At 32.2% G+C, this 17,533-nt stretch carries 19 protein-coding genes and 1 pseudogene; 17 read left to right on the top strand and 3 right to left on the bottom strand.

Annotated elements, in window-relative coordinates:
- The first annotated feature begins 44 nt into the window (after window positions 1–44).
- The 4 genes and pseudogenes from ACMX9J_RS14275 to ACMX9J_RS14290 form a co-directional block, all read left to right on the top strand.
- Entirely contained in the window at window positions 45–737 is a 693-nt protein-coding gene (locus ACMX9J_RS14275; RefSeq protein ID WP_416225873.1) for a hypothetical protein, read from the top strand.
- Window positions 738–925: 188 nt separating this feature from the next.
- Complete coding sequence (locus ACMX9J_RS14280; protein WP_416225874.1) at window positions 926–1,615, top strand: hypothetical protein; 690 nt, start codon at window positions 926–928, stop codon at window positions 1,613–1,615.
- Between the two features lie 54 nt (window positions 1,616–1,669).
- Window positions 1,670–2,542: a hypothetical protein gene (locus ACMX9J_RS14285; protein WP_416225875.1), complete on the top strand. Its 873-nt coding sequence runs from the start codon at window positions 1,670–1,672 to the stop codon at window positions 2,540–2,542.
- Between the two features lie 43 nt (window positions 2,543–2,585).
- Window positions 2,586–2,903 (top strand): annotated as a pseudogene (locus ACMX9J_RS14290) (AbiV family abortive infection protein); the annotation flags it as partial.
- A gap of 81 nt (window positions 2,904–2,984) precedes the next feature.
- Here the strand turns inward: ACMX9J_RS14290 and ACMX9J_RS14295 are convergent.
- Window positions 2,985–3,665 carry a hypothetical protein gene (locus ACMX9J_RS14295; protein ID WP_416225876.1) on the bottom strand — a complete coding sequence of 227 codons (681 nt, stop codon included), beginning with the start codon at window positions 3,663–3,665 and terminating at the stop codon, window positions 2,985–2,987.
- Between the two features lie 160 nt (window positions 3,666–3,825).
- Here ACMX9J_RS14295 and ACMX9J_RS14300 point away from each other — a divergent pair, with 160 nt between their 5' ends.
- Window positions 3,826–4,389, top strand: a complete 564-nt coding sequence (locus tag ACMX9J_RS14300; protein ID WP_416225877.1) for a hypothetical protein — start codon at window positions 3,826–3,828, stop codon at window positions 4,387–4,389.
- A 216-nt stretch (window positions 4,390–4,605) separates the two neighbouring features.
- Window positions 4,606–5,316: a hypothetical protein gene (locus ACMX9J_RS14305; protein WP_416225878.1), complete on the top strand. Its 711-nt coding sequence runs from the start codon at window positions 4,606–4,608 to the stop codon at window positions 5,314–5,316.
- Between the two features lie 110 nt (window positions 5,317–5,426).
- Here ACMX9J_RS14305 and ACMX9J_RS14310 read toward each other — a convergent pair whose 3' ends face one another.
- Window positions 5,427–6,005 (bottom strand): hypothetical protein, encoded by a 579-nt coding sequence (locus ACMX9J_RS14310; RefSeq protein ID WP_416226061.1) that lies wholly within the window; start codon window positions 6,003–6,005, stop codon window positions 5,427–5,429.
- 38 nt (window positions 6,006–6,043) lie between these two features.
- Entirely contained in the window at window positions 6,044–6,289 is a 246-nt protein-coding gene (locus tag ACMX9J_RS14315; protein ID WP_416225879.1) for a hypothetical protein, read from the bottom strand.
- A 461-nt stretch (window positions 6,290–6,750) separates the two neighbouring features.
- On the opposite strand from ACMX9J_RS14315, the gene ACMX9J_RS14320 reads away from it, so the two are divergent.
- The 11 genes from ACMX9J_RS14320 (at window position 6,751) to ACMX9J_RS14370 (ending at window position 17,506) form a co-directional block, all read left to right on the top strand.
- Window positions 6,751–8,463 (top strand): DEAD/DEAH box helicase, encoded by a 1,713-nt coding sequence (locus ACMX9J_RS14320; RefSeq protein ID WP_416225880.1) that lies wholly within the window; start codon window positions 6,751–6,753, stop codon window positions 8,461–8,463.
- Window positions 8,464–8,952: 489 nt separating this feature from the next.
- Window positions 8,953–9,327: an HNH endonuclease gene (locus ACMX9J_RS14325; protein ID WP_416225881.1), complete on the top strand. Its 375-nt coding sequence runs from the start codon at window positions 8,953–8,955 to the stop codon at window positions 9,325–9,327.
- Between the two features lie 209 nt (window positions 9,328–9,536).
- Window positions 9,537–10,034 carry a hypothetical protein gene (locus ACMX9J_RS14330; protein ID WP_416225882.1) on the top strand — a complete coding sequence of 166 codons (498 nt, stop codon included), beginning with the start codon at window positions 9,537–9,539 and terminating at the stop codon, window positions 10,032–10,034.
- A gap of 244 nt (window positions 10,035–10,278) precedes the next feature.
- Entirely contained in the window at window positions 10,279–11,439 is a 1,161-nt protein-coding gene (locus ACMX9J_RS14335; RefSeq protein WP_416225883.1) for a hypothetical protein, read from the top strand.
- Window positions 11,399–12,373: a hypothetical protein gene (locus ACMX9J_RS14340; RefSeq protein ID WP_416225884.1), complete on the top strand. Its 975-nt coding sequence runs from the start codon at window positions 11,399–11,401 to the stop codon at window positions 12,371–12,373. Before ACMX9J_RS14335 ends, ACMX9J_RS14340 begins: the two co-directional genes overlap by 41 nt.
- Before the next feature lie 357 nt (window positions 12,374–12,730).
- Window positions 12,731–13,294 carry a hypothetical protein gene (locus ACMX9J_RS14345; protein ID WP_416225885.1) on the top strand — a complete coding sequence of 188 codons (564 nt, stop codon included), beginning with the start codon at window positions 12,731–12,733 and terminating at the stop codon, window positions 13,292–13,294.
- The gene (locus ACMX9J_RS14350; protein ID WP_416225886.1) at window positions 13,291–13,737 is read left to right on the top strand and encodes a DUF433 domain-containing protein; all 447 of its coding nucleotides are present in this window, start codon (window positions 13,291–13,293) and stop codon (window positions 13,735–13,737) included. The genes ACMX9J_RS14345 and ACMX9J_RS14350 overlap by 4 nt, the downstream gene beginning before the upstream one ends.
- 1 nt (window position 13,738) lies before the next feature.
- The gene (locus ACMX9J_RS14355; protein ID WP_416225887.1) at window positions 13,739–14,119 is read left to right on the top strand and encodes a DUF5615 family PIN-like protein; all 381 of its coding nucleotides are present in this window, start codon (window positions 13,739–13,741) and stop codon (window positions 14,117–14,119) included.
- 596 nt (window positions 14,120–14,715) lie between these two features.
- The gene (locus ACMX9J_RS14360) at window positions 14,716–15,186 is read left to right on the top strand and encodes an NUMOD1 domain-containing DNA-binding protein (protein WP_416225888.1); all 471 of its coding nucleotides are present in this window, start codon (window positions 14,716–14,718) and stop codon (window positions 15,184–15,186) included.
- Between the two features lie 326 nt (window positions 15,187–15,512).
- On the top strand, window positions 15,513–15,866 hold the full coding sequence (locus ACMX9J_RS14365) for a hypothetical protein (RefSeq protein ID WP_034269391.1): 354 nt from the start codon (window positions 15,513–15,515) through the stop codon (window positions 15,864–15,866).
- 194 nt (window positions 15,867–16,060) lie between these two features.
- Window positions 16,061–17,506 carry a DEAD/DEAH box helicase gene (locus tag ACMX9J_RS14370; protein WP_034269394.1) on the top strand — a complete coding sequence of 482 codons (1,446 nt, stop codon included), beginning with the start codon at window positions 16,061–16,063 and terminating at the stop codon, window positions 17,504–17,506.
- Window positions 17,507–17,533: the final 27 nt, after the last annotated feature.

Here is a 17,533-nt window from a genome sequence, read left to right on the forward strand (position 1 = left end):
TTTATTTTAGCACATGTTCCTTCATATTGAAAAGGAGTAGGAACATGAATATTAAATCTGAAATCAATGCGTTGCAGAAGCGTCTGCTTGCACGTTTAAACGTTAAAACAGGCAGTACCCTATACATAATCATTCAAGAAGTATCTCGTCAAGCATACGCGAAGCAGTCGCTTGTGGTGTCACAAAGAAATTCTACGTTAGCAGAAAAATGTGGTGTAACTGCATCTACAATCAGCAGAAATCTAAAGAAAATTAAAGAAAAGTGTGCTGATTTATTAACGATTGAGCAAAACCGGAACACTGGCGAGCAATTTGCAGCACTCGTTTTTACATTTATTCCAAAAGAAAATCAAACGGAAGTGTCAAACGGTGAACAAACGGGGCAAGTCAATGGTGGTGCGGAACCAGTCGAAGTGGCTGAAAATCCGTCTAACTCTTTTTCTAAAACAAATTATAATTTTTATCAAAATTATAATAAAAACAATAATGTTAACAGTAAAGAGGTTCAACAAGAAGAAATAATACATAATGCTTATATTCGATATAAAAAACACATAAATAAAAATCTATTCTTCAAGATCCTGACAGAAGTAAAAAACAAAAAAGGCATTCGGAATTTTAAAGCCTATCTAGAGGGCGCACTTTCTAAAATGGTAAATCACATACAATGCAACAATGGCACAAAAGTAATTAAACATCGAGGTTTAAATGATTTCTACGAGGTATTGATGAATTGAATATTAATATTCAAAAATTGTAGATGGGATATAAATTGATTGCACAATAATTGCAGGGGTACAAATATGCAACGTATCAAAAAGTTGTCAATAATTCTTTCTACATGAAATTTTATAGCTAAAGAGATATTTTATTGTCGATTTTCTTTCTTATGAGATAAAATGGAATCATTAAAGGGGGAAAATTATTGAATTTAAAAGATTATATTCCAGAAGCATATATTCCAGCAATTATTACAGCATCGGTCGCTTTAATTGTGGGTGTGGGAGCGCAATTCTTAAATAGTTGGTTAACTGCTAGAAGAGAAAATAAAAAATATCGAAGAGAAATTTATGAAGAATTTATTTCGGAATTTTTTGTAGATATTCTAACTTATGTTAGTGTGAAAACTCAACCTAGGTCAGATCATGATGTGAAACTCGATGTTAAAGACATTTCAACAACTGTAGAGAATATGTTTAAAAAAATTCATTACGGTGATAGACATCTACAATCTTTAAACTTAGCACATAAAACTTCAAGTCACTTAGAAGATTTTAAAGGCGATTCTCAGGAAACATTACAAATCAAGATTTTTTATTTCTTTCTAATATATAGCAAAAAAATCTTCAAGAAGACTAGTTTTAAATTAGATAAGAGTGTGAAATTTCAACTTGATCACAGCATTCGAGAATATGCCTACTGGTACATTTACGCTGAAACAAGAGATTTTCACGAAGCTCCAAATAAATTAAAGAGTTTAACAATGTGTTCAGAACAAATACTTCAAAGGTATTCTTTGAAGTATTTTCGAAAATTAATTATTGGTGATGATTTACAAGCAAACGAGCAATTTTTGAAGAAAATAGATAAAAAAATAGAAAAAGGACTGTCATAACTTTCGATACATATTTCCTTAGTCTATTGAAATTTGGAAAAAGAGGGGAAACTTTTGAAATTTGATTTTAAATTTAACATTAAGTTTGTAATTATTACATTGGTTGTTGCATTAATCGTAGTACCCGTCTTATTTAACTTCTTATTTATGTGGGAAAGTGGTTGGTCTAGAGGTGAAACAAGCGATTGGTTCACCTTATACGGGAATATAATTGGCGGATTAATTGGAGGTTTCTTTACATACTTGGCACTGTTATTAACATTTAAAGAACAAAAGGAAACAAAGAAAAATGAAATGAGACCCAGAATTGATATACCGCATCAAAATTTTGAATTTATAGACTCTGATATATTAGAAGATTACTATGCACCAATAGTTATTGAATTAAATAATATAGGCGGGTCTATAGCAAAAAATATAGAATGTAAACTTTCATTACCAAATTTCGGAGAGGTAGTTGGTGCCATAAGTAAGGAGCAAAAACGCTTGAAAATTAACATGATTGGGCTGGATGCCATTACACCTGGACATACATTCCAAGGAAGAAGCGTTAAAATTCTACCAAATGATGAATCAACAGTACCTTATATTGGAGATATTGAAAAAGAATGTGACCCAGAATTTATAGGCTCATGTATACCAATGATACTAAATTATGAAGCAAAAACAAAATATTTCTTAGAAACTAACGTAAGCACTTTTATAAATTATGTAATGAGAAAAAGAAATTATAGATTTGGAGAGTTTAATAAAGATGAAATATTTGATTTGGATTTAGAAATAAAATATTCATCAATTGAATACGGAGAATTTACGGATTATTTTAGATTGAAGTGGAAATTTACAGGGATTACAATGGGAAAAACAGGAATAAAATTTCAATATAGATTATTAAGCACCTTAGAAAAGTCAGAAAAAATCAAATAACCGCTTATGGAGCCATGAATCTAAAAATAAGCAAAATTTTGTTTTTTATAGCCATATGTCAGATATCACTAAGCAAGTAAATTCTCACTTTACAATGGATAAAATGAAAGATACTCTTCAACATATTAACCAAATGAAGAATAACAGTACTTATGCTGATATTAAAAATAATAAGTTTACGAAGCCATCAATGGAAATTGGGAAAAGTTTAGCTCGAAAGCATCTAGAGTTGGTTGAAGAAATGTTTAAAACATTTTCTCTTAGTAATTTCCATATTAAAGGCGGTATAAAAAAGTCCTTAGACAATGACAAAGCTAAACTACAAAGAGAGTCCTTCAGAAAGTTAGGGCTTATTAAATAATTCAAGCTTGTAAATGAAGGCAGTAATACGATTACTGCCTTTTTGTTTTGAAAACGGAAAAGAAGTAGCCATAAGCTGATCCTATTCAAGTTCATCGAACACAGAATAAAAATCAATTTCTTCACCCATGAAATCATATAATTCTTTTAAACTAGCCCATACATTTAAAATATCTGCGTGATATATAGTGTCATCTTTTACAAATACAGCTACCGAATGTTTATCACTAGTCATAACATCAACTTCTACATTTAACGCTTTCGATAGTAAAGCAGCTGTAAACTGATTAATCCAATGGCAACCATGAACAAATTGATACCATTCCATTGTACCTTCCTTTGGCGAGTGTTTTTTATAATATTTATGATGAAGCAAGCCCCATTGTTCGCGGTATTCGTCATTATCCCATAAGTCATCCCATAAATCATCCATGCTTACATTTTTACCAAAAAGTTTGCAAAGCCATTCATTAGCTAATATATCACTTTCTCTTTGATATAGTTCATCCTTTTCTATAGCTTCATCAATACGCGTATACCAGTAATCGCTTGTTGTATATTCAAATGGAGCGTCTCCTGGCGTCCACATTTTTCGGTTTGGGTTTCCTTTAGAAAATTCGGTCATTGCTTGATTGAGAACTGCTTGAACGTCCTCATCATTCAAATATGGTTTTAATAAATCCCAGTTCTCACGCATGGGATATAATTTCTCCTGTAATTCTACTTCCTCAATTGCATTATTCATTTCTAAAGTTTGTGTCATAGTGAATTTCCTCCAAATTATATGTTTTTGATTATAAAGTCATTATATTGAGAGAAATTCTTATGTAAGGAGAAATGAGAAAACATTTTAAACTAATTATGAACTGTAAGTTTTATCTAATATAAGGTAATATTGAACTATTGCAAAAGGAGGAGCACCGGTGGATAAGATGAAAAAAGAGAAGTTGACATTTAAAACAATGAAGAAGCGCCATTGGGCGGGAGCAATCATAGCAGGTGTAGCATTGGGAAGCATTATTGGAGCGATGATACCAAGTGAAGATGAAACTGCTCAAAAACCAAAAAAAGTAGAACAAAAAGCAGAAAAACCATCTAATGTTGATTGGGAAGTTGAAGTTAAAAAAATTGTGGGTACTGGTAACACTACCCCTACCGAAAATTTTGATAAAATTATGAAAGTAGCTAATTCATACCAGCCTACTGAAAAAGAAATTAAATATTTTACATCATACATAATTCAAGAATACAATGATAAACGTTACATAAGTGATATTAAAAACGATGACTATATGCTTTCAAACATATTTATGTCAGCAGTCGTAGAAAATTATTATGATGATTCAGAACGTAATCCAATAGACGCGTTTGCATTTGATTTCTTTCAAAATAGCAAATACACCTATAGAGGTGTAGATGCTGTTGATAGTGATGCAGTAAAATCAAACGAACATCAAATGGACAAATCCTTAGCACAATTACAATAAGTTTGATGAAGAAGGAGAGCTGAGTGCTCTCTTTTTTTGATTTTTATCAAAATCTTGTTTAGTTTCTTATGAACGCATTTAAATTTAAAATCAAACTTTATTTATTATAAGCTATTAAACTTTTAATATAAGGGAACCAATAAATTAAAGTGATATTCATTTTTAATTTTTACCCGCAAGAGAGAATGAAAGTATTTTCAAAAGAGGAGTGATTTTTTGAATGAATCATGGAAAGAATGGATGGGATTTGTTCCGCTACTTGTTGCAATCACAACTACTTTGTTAGCTTTTTTATTTGGTAAAGCTACTGAAAAACAGAAAAGGTTTTATTCAAAGGTTGATGGAGATTTCAATGCTGTCTTAAGTAAAATGTATAGAGAAGCAATAGATATTACGGAGATTCAAAACTATAATAGTCGAAAAATAAAAAAGTTTATACTAAAATATACTAACGATGAAAACATGTATAAGCTTCATGATGATGAATTAATATATAAATTTCTTGCACTATCAGTACAAGTTAGAAAAGGAACTATAGACGAGGCTGATTTAGCTTTGGCGTTTAAATGGTTAAGTATCGATATTCAACATTTATTTTGGGATACACTAAAAGTGAGTACTAATGATTTTAAGTGGTGGAAGAATAGAAAAACAATTAGTCCTTTAGTAGGCATTCCACTGAATATTTTCTTTATATTCAAGGATGTTTTTGAGTATCTCTGTGGATTATTCATTTTTTTCTTATTCTTTGTGATCATTGATGTAATGGACGGAAATGTAAGTCACTTTATAAAAGATTATGTGCCTGCGATAAAAAGTTTATCAGCTAGCCTTTTTATAATATATGTCCTTGTATTTATAATAAATAACCTTTTTGGTGACAAAAGAGATTTCAAAAAGAAAAAAATAATAAAACAATCTAAATAGTTTTATCTAACTGAGAGACATTGAACAAATTTGTTCAATGTCCTTTTTATTTTATGAAAAAGAATATGCGGTATTACTAATATCTCTCGTTAATTAAACATATCAAACCGTTATTTATTAACATTGTTATACCGTTTATTCACTCTATCACGTTCCGAGATATATAACATATCACGAATCATCTCTGGGGTTTCCACCATTACGTAAACTTGATATTTTGGATTATTTCGATTTCTCATAGTGTGATTCAGGTCATGCCCCATACGGATTAAATCCATTGCTAAAGTTTTTTTGTAAATATTTTTCAATTTTGGTGTTTCTTCAGCTTTGTTTTTTTCTGTGAGTTGCACACCATCGCCAAACGTTTCAGGTTGAGGAGTTTCATAGTGTTCCTCCCAGCTTTTGATGAACTTTGCGTATACTTTATCCATTGCTTGGGGGTTTAAATGAGTGTAGACCCAAAGGTTATCTTTCACAAAAATGTTTTTCTTTTTACCGCCATTCTTAGCAATGAAATATTCACTTTCAGAAGTTCTGACACCAGCAAGCTCGATTATATGAATTGTTTTTTGAAGGTCTTTTTCCATAAAATATGCCCAAAAGTTGCGGAAGATTTGAGCATATGATTTTTCTTCCCATTTAATTGTTTCTCCATTTACGTTCATTTCAAATTTGTGTTTTTCTCCCATTATTATTCCTCCTGTTATGTAACTCATCAGATATTGATTTATGCAAGTAATTTCTCAATTTCTTCACTAGCCAATCGGTCATATATTCTTAGTGGTTCGATTAAGAAGTGGGCGTTTTTTTCATATATTACTTCTACTAACAATGGAATATCTGCGAGCAAGTTAACTTCGTTATCATAAATCAGATAATCCAGAGCTCTCATAAAAAAAACTTCTCTAAACTCTGCTGAATTATAGTTATCTAATAACATGTCTACAGCACTTTCCATCAAAACTCTTCTCACGTTATCAACTCCGCTTTTTATAAGTTTATTTAATTGTATAATAGAAAAATTTTGCCGCCCAGAAATTTTTTACTTCCTTTATCCTTAGTACTATTAAGCTTTACCATATATATAAATAAAAATTGTTGCTTAAAGAAGCAGTGTAATTATTTCTGAGCTGTTAACTCTGTAATTGATTCTTTCATTAAATACATGAAGTACACTTGCTCCATTAATCCGTTTGAATATACCTTCGTTAACTTAACTATAACGTTCTCCATTTTCTCACCTCTCCTAAAATTGGTATTTTACAATATTTTATACCTCTTCCTATTAACTTCTCAATCCGAAATAAGGCTCTGAATACAAACGTAAACAGGTATAAAAGTACGATTTTAACCTTTTTCAAGTGGCTCTCCTTACAATCGATTTAGCTTCAATACAATATATATAAAGACCTTTTAAATCGGAGGAAATTAAACATGCAATATTTATCACAAGTGTTATCAACAGAAGACAAAGAAAGTTTATTTAAAATAAATGGTTTAAAGCTTTGTGTAGCTCCTACAGGCAGTGGAAAGACATACTTAATTGTTGAAGAAATGAAAAACGAATACCAGGCAATGAAAGCTCCATTTGGAATGAAACGCGTATTGTTATTAGTAAATCGATCTGCATTATTGGAACAATATTTGAAGGCGATTGATGAAACATTCATGCAGACGTTTGAAAAAGATGGTTATTATGTTTATCGTAATTCGGTACATGTCTACAGCTATCAAGCTGCTCAACGGAGAATTGACAATTATGAAGAATTTCTAAAAGCGTTTGACTTAATCATCATGGACGAAGCGCATTATTTCTTGCAGGATTCATGGAATGGAAAGACAGACGATGTATTTACTCGAATTATTGAACGTTCTAAAGACATTCCTTGCACTATGTTTACGGCTACACCAGAGGAATTACAGGATTACGTTAAAGTTCGTAAAATTGACATGAAGCCGATTGATTATTCGGATAAGCTTGGATTTAACGAACGAATTAAATGTATCGCCACAAATAAGGATTTTCATGACATTATCAATGGTATTCCATTAACAGAAAAATACATTTTGTTTGTGAATAACAGTTATACCAAAAATAAAATTGCAAATTTGGCAGATGAATTAACTACCGACTCTCGTTGCGTGGGATTTTATCATTCAAAGTGGGACAACCGACACGGTTACTTCAAAATCATAAAAGAAATGAAAGACAAATATCAAAATCTTGTGGAACTTCATAAATTTGATGAAGACGGTGCTGTGGCAAATGCAGCTGTCGATAACGGAGTCGATTTTAAGGACGAAGATTTAAAACATATTATTTTGCTTGATCACTATGATCCTGTAACTATGAAACAAATGATTGGTCGTAAAAGATTCAATATTAACAACGCTGAAGATAAGCTCAAGGTTTGGGTAGTTAATACGGATAGAAAGTTTCTTCAACGTGAAAAGGAACAGGCTCTGGAACAAGTGATGATGTATGACGCATATAAAAATTTAAGTGCTGGTGCGTTCATTGAAGAATATGCGGAACGTTTAAAATATGCTGAATTAGTTACTTCATTAAATAATGAAACTGCTGAGAAATTAAAAGACGATATTGAAAAATATGAAACAGATAAAAATGTTTCATGTATTAAAGTAAAAATGTGTCATGCAGGAGAGAATGTATTTACTGCTATATTAACAGTTAACTTTTGTTTAGTATCAAAATCGTATTACAGATTAAATTATTTGAACCGTTTATTGGATACAAAAGTGCAATTTAACGAAAACAAAGTACAAAATATGGCGCTTCATAAAGTGATGGAACATGTATTGTCAGACATGGGATATCTCAATGTAAGTATTGACCATAAGAATACGTATTACGAACACCTTGTGAAAAAACAAGAAATTGCTGAAAACATCGAATATAAATTAATCCCATTCATTGAAATTCATTTGGGTAAATTAATGAACAAAGTTACGTTTGATGAATTTAGAAGTTGTATGTATGAATCATTCGGTGTAAAAGATGCACGGGGTAAAAAGCCAGGAGTTAAAATCATCAGTCAATTCCTTGAATCGAATGGTTATATGTTATCTAAAAACAGAAAAACGACAAATGGTAAACAAGAAACACTTTATTCCATAAGTAAATAATGTCTCTGCAAGGAACCTCATCAACTGTTCATCTACTATAAAAAGACAAGTAGTAGGTGAGGTTTTGTGCAGAGTAGGATAAATTCGTTTGTACTATGTAATTTAACATCAGAAAGGAAAAACAATATGCATCTGACGAGCGTTAGTGAGACAGATAAGGCGTAAGCTTGTCTTGTGCCAAGGTTGAGCGAGACCCATCGGAGATTAGAGGATGTGTGAACATGTGCTTAATAAATAACGATAGTATCAAAATAATACTAACGTTGATTAATGTTTGTCGTCACAGGCAAGCTGTAACGACTGTGCTAGAAATACTAGCGTATTTCAGACACGCATATCGTTGCTTTCAGCCTCGTTGTTATAACTTACAGAAGCTGACACAAATATTACATTTGTGCTAAATATCGTGAAAATATTAACTTTTCATGCGTTTGGCATATATATACTATGTAGCTATTCTGACAGCATTAAACTAGGAGGAACATTATTATGAAATTTAATACGATATGTAACAGATGCGGTAATCTAGTAACAGGGTCTGCAACTAACTGTCCATGTAAAAAAACATATAGACGTGGGGGAGATAAAACACATCCAAGCAGTACGAGGAGATTTCAAAAACTCCGCAAGTCAATTATCATTCGTGATGAATACCACTGTCAGCGCTGTAAAGCTGTATATGGACAGTTGATTATGGGAGACCTTGAATGTCATCATATCAAAAGTTTTCGTGATTACCCTGAGTTAGCATATGACGAAGCGAACTTAATTACAGTATGTAGACGTTGCAATCTTGACTTAGGCAATAGCAATAAATTGAATTTTAATTGGATAGCTTCAGAACTGAAAGTGCCTACACTATGATTATATTATTTAAGTCAATTAAAGCAGCAGTTATTTTTAATTTAAGGAGAAAGAGTGTATACGAATACAAATCATTTAAAGTGATACATCATTTATAGCCCCCCATCCAAAAAGAAAAAACAAGGACTGTGGATGGACAAAGAGGTGCCCTGTACAAAAAAAAAAATTCCCCAGCATTTAGAATTTTGAGACGAAAGGAAAAAATAATAATGAGCACATTAAAATCAGTACATTTAAGTAATAGAAAGTTATCTAAAATGGCAAGACGAATTAGAGAAGAAGAGGAAGCAAAAGTAATGGGTGTAAAAATAGGAAAGCCTGAGCCAGCAGAATATTTAGATGATGAAGGTAAAAAGCACTTTCAGAACTTTGTTACACATCATGAACATTTATCATTGTCAGACTCTGAAGATTTATCGCAGCTTTGTCAATACTTAGTCTTTCATCGTAAGGCGATGGATGCGATGAGCGAATTGGACATTTTATCTGATGAATATGGAAAACACTTAACACAAGTTATGAAGCTCGATAAATTAGTGAGTGGATATATGGTACAACTTTGCTTAACTTATAAAGAACGATTACGATTAGCAAATGAGCTAGCGAAGTTAAGAATAGAAGAAGAAAAAATGAAAGTAATAAATAAAAAAAATAATCCATGGGAAGGCAATCCGCTTCTTGAGGTGCTTAGAGCAGTGGATGAATAAAGGGCTTTTTTAGTTAAAAGCTCTTTTTGTTGAGACTGACGTGAGATTATAGAGGTATTTTTGTTACCATAAAGAATATAAGGGTAAACTAACAAGTAAGCCAAAATATAGAGTTGAAGACATAATTTAATGGATTAATTAGTAAATAAATAAGAAGATAATAACAGAAATAACAGAAATAACGTGAAAAAAGCATTAGAATTAAGTATAATATTGTAAAGTCACAAATAACGGAGTGAACATTATGGGAAATATTTTGACTCGTTCAGAGTTAGAATATCATTTCGATGCAGTCCTTAATAACAATTATAAAGATATTAAATCTAATAAAAAATATAGTTACGGTCGAAATGCAGTTAAATCTTACATCATTGAGACGCATATCTTTAAAGAAAATCCTCTAAGAGATAGGGTCTTAGCATCGGTTCTTGCTAGAGCAAAAGAAATTGATTCTGAAACGAAATTACATGAAACTAATGAAGAATCATTAATTTATTTAGAAACGGAACAACTTGATTTTTATGTGGATATAGCCGATCCCAGATATATGGTATTTCATTCCGCTGATCCAACCAAACAGTCCGATCCATTCATAAAAAAGTTTTATAGCGCTAATGGTTACGATAGTATCTGGTTACCTGTTCCTCTGCTATTGCAAACTATAGATTTTGGTAAGTTCTGGGGTATGTCTGTTTCTTTTCAGCAAGCTCTTGATGAGCCTGAAAACGATGAAATTGGTGGACCAGAAGAAACTCAAGATGTTTCTCTAAGTGTAAAAAGACATTTCGCCAAAACATTTTTTGAAACCCTTATCAATTCTGATATAAACAACATGCTTGGTATCTCTAAACTTTCTATCTTAAGAGGAGATAGTATTAAGGATTCAAGTACTGACCGTAAATTTATTATAGATGACATAAAATATAACGGCAAACTAACAGCTAAAGGCAATTCATTTTCTAGGCATTCTCGTTTAGTCTATGAGTTAGTGAACCTATATGGTGATGTAATTGATAAGTTTGAGACATATGGAATGTCTTTTGAAGAAGGTTATCTTTCTGGAAATCCTTTTACAATTACTTTTAGTAAAAAAATTGAACCGAAAAAATTAGTGGACTTAATGTTCAATGGCAATCAGCCATTTAGACTTTGGGGTATGGAAGATGAAATAGGGCATAAGCAATACAGAGTCTATGCGGTTGATATGCATAATGGTAATCATGGCAATAAATTAACTTTTGAAATAACTTCAGATTATATTAGGGTATCATTGCCAAAACATGCATGTGCTAATACTTTGCTACGGCTGTTTGCAAACTTAAATCACTACGTTGATGCAATGGCTAAGATGGAGGTTGTAAATTATGAGCTCAAAGTCGACTTATCTAGAACAAGACTTAGTTAATATCTTAGCTAGTATGACTCTTGTTCTTCCAGGTTATCCTCGGCACTTTTTTGAGACAGGGTATAGAATTGAATCGATTGAAAGAGATTTTGATGTCACACAAAATGGAACAGTGCGAGAACTTAAGTTTGATATTATTTTGAATAACCCAGATAAGAACCATTCCTTAACATGCGAATGTAAAAGTGGAGGTACGGAACCAGATCAATTAGAAAGGTATAGTAAATTAAAATCAGATGAATTAGTTATAGTTGGGGGAGTTGCTTCTGATAATCCTTCTTCTCATACACATGATATTACCCTAGTTTTCAATGAGATAAATAGAGAAAAAATCGAAAAAGAGACAGAAGGCTATAACTTTAAACATTTAGCTATTTCTAAAAAACCTACTAAAATTGAATTAACACAGGGAACCTTTGAAGATGATGACCTTCATGAATATTTTAGTGATGCTATTGAGTATCCTGATTTAGTTCATGAAGTTTTTAAAGTTGGTGGACAGACACCTCTTTTTAAATATATCAACCTGGTAGTCTACGAGCTAGTTTCGCTTTCTATTGGAGGACATGAAGAATTTAAAGTATCTGACCTTGCTCCTGGAGTTACATCTTCTGTACCTGGGTTATATCCTGCACAGATTGGAAAACAGATGCGAAAAGACATTGAAAATAAGATAGAAAAAGCTTTAATAGAAGGAAGTAACTATGAGTTACATGAATACTTTACTTGGGATAAAAGCTTAAAAACTGGAAAACTAAGAAAAGTAAAGCCTGGATGTAAAGCCATAAACTACAAGTCGTTTAAGGAACAAGCTCAACAGATGGCAGATAGAATGAGAAAAAAAGATCCTCCACCTGTTATTCATAGAAATAGGAAGAAAAACGAGGTACATCCTGACCAAACAGCCTTAGATTTATTTCCAAAAGAATCATAAAAAACGCTATTTGCTGTGTTAATTAAGAATACGCTTTTTAGTGATTAAATTAACATAAAATTTCATAATGTTCCGAGAACTATTCTCTAGAGATACATAAAGGAATATAAGGTATTTAGCAATAGACTGATTTTTAATATTAACAGTCTAAGGAACCATAGTAGAATATATCGCAAATTTAAAATGGAATTAACTCATTAATTTTAGGGTAGATACATTGATAAGTGAGTTAAAAGTTCTAATGATTATAGTGAAATACAATATGTATAGACATTTTAGTTTTAGTGACAAAAGAAGGAATTAGTGGTAAATTAATAGAAATATAATAGTATATTTAGAATAAGAGGTGGGTTTAAAATGGAAAATAAAGACTATATAACTTATGTTGAGTTATTTTCCAAATTGTATTCTGAAGGGCAAATTGAGATAAAATGGTTAAATCATTCTGCTCAATTTAGAGCTACTGAGGAAGTTGAAGAAGAGATTCAAAAAAGTGTCAATATATCACATGAGGAATTTATTAAAGTGGCTTTCGAGATTGTGAGGATATCTCAAGCTTTAGCAACAGGAATTAACCCAAAAAATTATGATCGAGATAAGATAAAAATTATATCAGAAATCTTTTTGACTCCCGAAAGGTTAGAATTTATAAATGTGCATTGCTACAGTAAGAATAATGTACTTGAAGGTTTTGATTATGATATTCTTACTAAGCGAAGTCAAGAAAAACCCACAGAAGTCCTTGCGTATACAGCATTACTTAATTTCATATCTGCAGATGTTTATGGAGAAAAAGAAAATGATAACTACAATAAATTGACGTTAGAATTATCAAAAAAAGAGATGCTTAAGCTTATTGAAAACCTTAAGGGAATATATAGTAATATGGAATCCCTTGAAAAAAAGGAGGCTAAAATATGATAACTGATTTTTGTCTAGATAATAAGTCGTCTGTTCTTAAACCTGAAAAAAAGATGATAAAAGTTCCTAGTCAGTCACCAGAACCTATAGTTTTCTCCTTGAACTCCTCATGGAATGACGGAAATATAGGGTTAAGAAGCAACTCTTTTGCATATAATGTTTACCACCAGACTGAAAAGAATTGGGTGGTTGAGGTGAAAGGAATAGACTATTTAAAGTCAGTAATTTTTAAACATCCAGAAACCGTGATGGATAAAGAAATTCTTAGTGGTATGCCTACAATTAAAGGTACAAGAATCCCTGTCTCTCTAGTTATATCGTGTCTGAATGATGATATGAGTATTGAAGAAATTTGCGAAGATTATGACCTGTCTGAAGCCCAAGTTAAAGCTTCTCTCTCCTATGTAGAAGATTTATTGAACAGCCCTTTTTTCGAGGAATAAGATGAAATTACTTTTAGATGAAAATATCACTCCAAGAGCAAAAACAATATTTGAACAGCTAGGTTACGATGTAGTAAGTATTCATTCATTAGGGTTACGGGGGCAATCAGATACAGTGGTATTCAAAGCAGCACAAGCTCAGCAGAGGGCATTACTTACAGAAAATGGTAAAGATTTTGTGGTTCAAGTTCCACCTAGAATGCAATCGGTAAACCATGAAGGACTCTTATGGATTAAGTACGCATTTAAAAGATCTCAAGCACAAGTGAATTGTCAGGAAATAGATGATTTTTTAAAACGGGAAAAAAGTATAGCTAACAGTATATGGAAACATGAAGAAAATGGATTAGTAAAAAGGTTTGTAAAAGTTTATCCTTTATGAATAAAAAGGTCTATCCAAGCATGGAAGGCCTTTTTTAGTTGGGGAAAAGATTATCAATTTCAAAATAAATAACTGTCCTTAACAGGAATCTGTAAGAATTTTTTTCGGTAAAACGATATATGAATTAACTCTGATATATATTCTAAGTTGTAATAAATGTAATTATATGTAAAATGTCGATACTGAATATTAATGAGGTACTCAGTGAAGAGACAAAGTTAAGGTTTTAATCCAAATTAGATATGAAAATGTAGAAAAATGGTATGTCGATTACTAGATTTTTGTTTTTCTGTGCATATATTAAAATAGAAATTTTATGATATTTTTAGTCAGCTTACTTTCGTTAATTCGATTGTGGGCTGGCTTTTTGGTTTTTGCATATTCTACAACTATTGATTGCGTAAACTATAACTTTTCCGCATCGTTGCATTTCATACAACTGCAATCTATTTACAATCTTCTTACGACACTCCTACAACCTATATTCCAAAATCTACAACCTTTCTTCACCTATAGCAAAAATTATTGTTATGAAGCACGTTTACTTCAGAAAAAACTTAAATATAATACCAGTATTAAATACTTGAGGCAAACAAATGAAGTATTACGTTTACATACATAAGATTAAAAATACAGATACAGTTTTTTACGTAGGTTCTAATTGGCAGGGTGGCAATCCAAAGCGAGCATACGAACGTATTAAACGACCAAAGAAATGGCTTGAAGAAGTAGCAAAACATAACGGCGAATACGACATAGAAATTATTGCTTATTTTGATAATCATAAAACAGCTTACGATTATGAAATGAAACTCATGGCTCAATATCAGGACGATTATAATTGGTGCTGGTGCAACAGTGAAAGAAAAACAGATGACCTAAAAGCAAAAATACGCAAAGCCACTTTTAGTAGAAAATTAATTGCAATAAAGGAAAATGAGAACACTGTTTATGATTCAATACGATATGCAAGTGAATTATTAAATATCAAACGTCCAACCATCCACCATTATTTGAAAACTGGTAAACAACATTCTACAGGTTATTGTTTTAAATATTTTAGTTAAAAAATACTTGAAGTATTTTGGTCAAATAGAGTATGATTAATTCAATAGAATGTACGAAATGTTGTTACGTCAGCCTTGTAGGATTATCGTGAACTCAATTTTCGCCCTTGTTCACTTACAGTAATTGACAGGGATGGGGTCGGGGGTTCGAATCCCTCATCGCTCATACCAAAGCCGTTTTCTTATTAATAAGAGAGCGGCTTTTTCACTTTCTTCATTGGTTTAGGAAGAATGCCACATTGTAAATCGTAATCATTACGTTTATAATAATTAAAACTAAATAAGTAAAACTATGATTTGTTTTAAAGTTGAAGGGTGGAGTGACCATGAATGAAAAGATGATGGAGGTTTTTGCAAGAGATATAATTGCTTCTCTTCCTTTTAACAAGCGAATGCTATATCAATTCATTGAGGGAGTCGAAGATCGTTTAGCGCAAAAAGCTGAGACGAAAAAACAGTTTTTAACACTCCTTAAACAGCAGTCTCCTCACCACCAAGCAGCTGAACGTTTTGGGATGAGCATTTACGAAACGGTTGCTTTAATGCACGAGATTGAAGACGAAATTAGTGAAAAGCTAGAAAAGAAATTAGATAAATACAAGTGGATAGATTGTACGGATTATGCTACATATTCAAAACAAACTATTAACAGTGCGCGCTATTATCTTATTATTTCTTAGTTAGTTTACTGATTTTGTATATTGTAGGTGTATGAACTGAAAATAAGTTGGACTTTAAAAATGAGTGTATATTCAAAAGCGGCTGATGTGATTTGAAATTTTGAGCGCGTATAGAAGAATTAAAGTATAATGAAACATAGTGCATCAGGTCATGATAAAGATAATCACTAATTTAAAATAAATGAGGGTACAAAATGAATCAAAGAAGTTTTAGTCAATACGGTCTTAGTGACAAGGTAGCTAAGGCACTTTCTAGCCTGCAATACAATCATCCTACGGAAGTACAAAGCAAGGTGCTTCCCATCGCGCTAGAAGAAAGAGATGTTGTCGTGAAGTCTCAAACAGGAAGTGGAAAAACGGCTTCCTTTGGCATTCCACTGTGTGAATTAGTTAATTGGGAAGAAAATAAGCCCCAGGCCTTAGTGTTAACGCCTACACGAGAGCTGGCTGCACAGGTAAAAGAAGATATTACCAATATCGGCCGTTTTAAGAGAATTAAAGCAGCAGCTGTCTATGGAAAATCACCATTTGCCAAGCAAAAAGTAGAATTAAAGCAAAAAACACATATTGTCGTGGGAACGCCTGGACGAGTGCTTGATCATATAGAAAAAGAAACGCTTGCATTAGAGAAAATTCGTTATTTGGTTATTGATGAAGCAGACGAAATGCTAAATATGGGTTTTATTGATCAAGTGGAAGCAATTATTCAACATCTTCCTAGTGAGCGTGTAACGATGCTTTTCTCGGCTACGCTTCCTGAAGATATTGAAGAGCTGTCTCGCAAATATATGAAGAAGCCGGTTGATGTTGAAATCAAAGCGAACGGATTAACAACAAGCACGATTGACCATTCTGTTATAACAGTACAAAATGAACGTAAATTTGAACTGCTGAAAGACGTAACTACAGTAGAAAATCCAGACAGCTGCATCATTTTTTGCCGCACGCAAGAGCAGGTAAATACGCTGTTAGATGATTTAGATGATCTTGGATATCCTTGTGATAAAATTCATGGGGCAATGGTGCAAGAAGACCGTTTTGAGGTTATGAATGATTTCAAAAAAGGGAAATTCCGCTATTTAGTAGCAACAGATGTAGCTGCGAGAGGAATTGATATTGATAATATCACGCACGTTATTAACTATGACCTTCCGTTGGAAAAAGAAAGCTACGTTCACCGTACGGGAAGAACGGGACGTGCCGGTAAAAAAGGGAAGGCTATCACATTTGTAACGCCTTATGAAGAGAGAATGCTATCGGAAATTGAAGAATATATTGGTTTTTCGATTCCAGTATCTACTCCTCCTTCTAAAGAAGAAGTACAGCAGGCAGCATTCGCTTTTAATGAAAAAATTAATGAGCGTCCAGAAGTTAAAAAAGATAAAAGCGAGTCATTAAATAAAGACATTATGAAGCTGTACTTTAACGGCGGAAAGAAAAAGAAAATTCGAGCGGTCGATTTTGTAGGAACAATCGCAAAATTAGACGGAGTAACCGCAGACGATATTGGAATTATTACCATTCAAGAAAATGTCTCGTATGTAGAGATTCTGAATGGAAAAGGTCCCAAAGTGTTGCAAGCAATGAAAAACAAAACAATTAAAGGAAAGAAATTAAAAGTTCATAAAGCGATTAAATAATAAAGGAAAGTCCATCTTTTTAAAGAT

The sequence above is a fragment of the Priestia sp. RMT2NF4 genome (assembly GCF_047872835.1).
Classification (GTDB): domain Bacteria; phylum Bacillota; class Bacilli; order Bacillales; family Bacillaceae_H; genus Priestia; species Priestia zanthoxyli.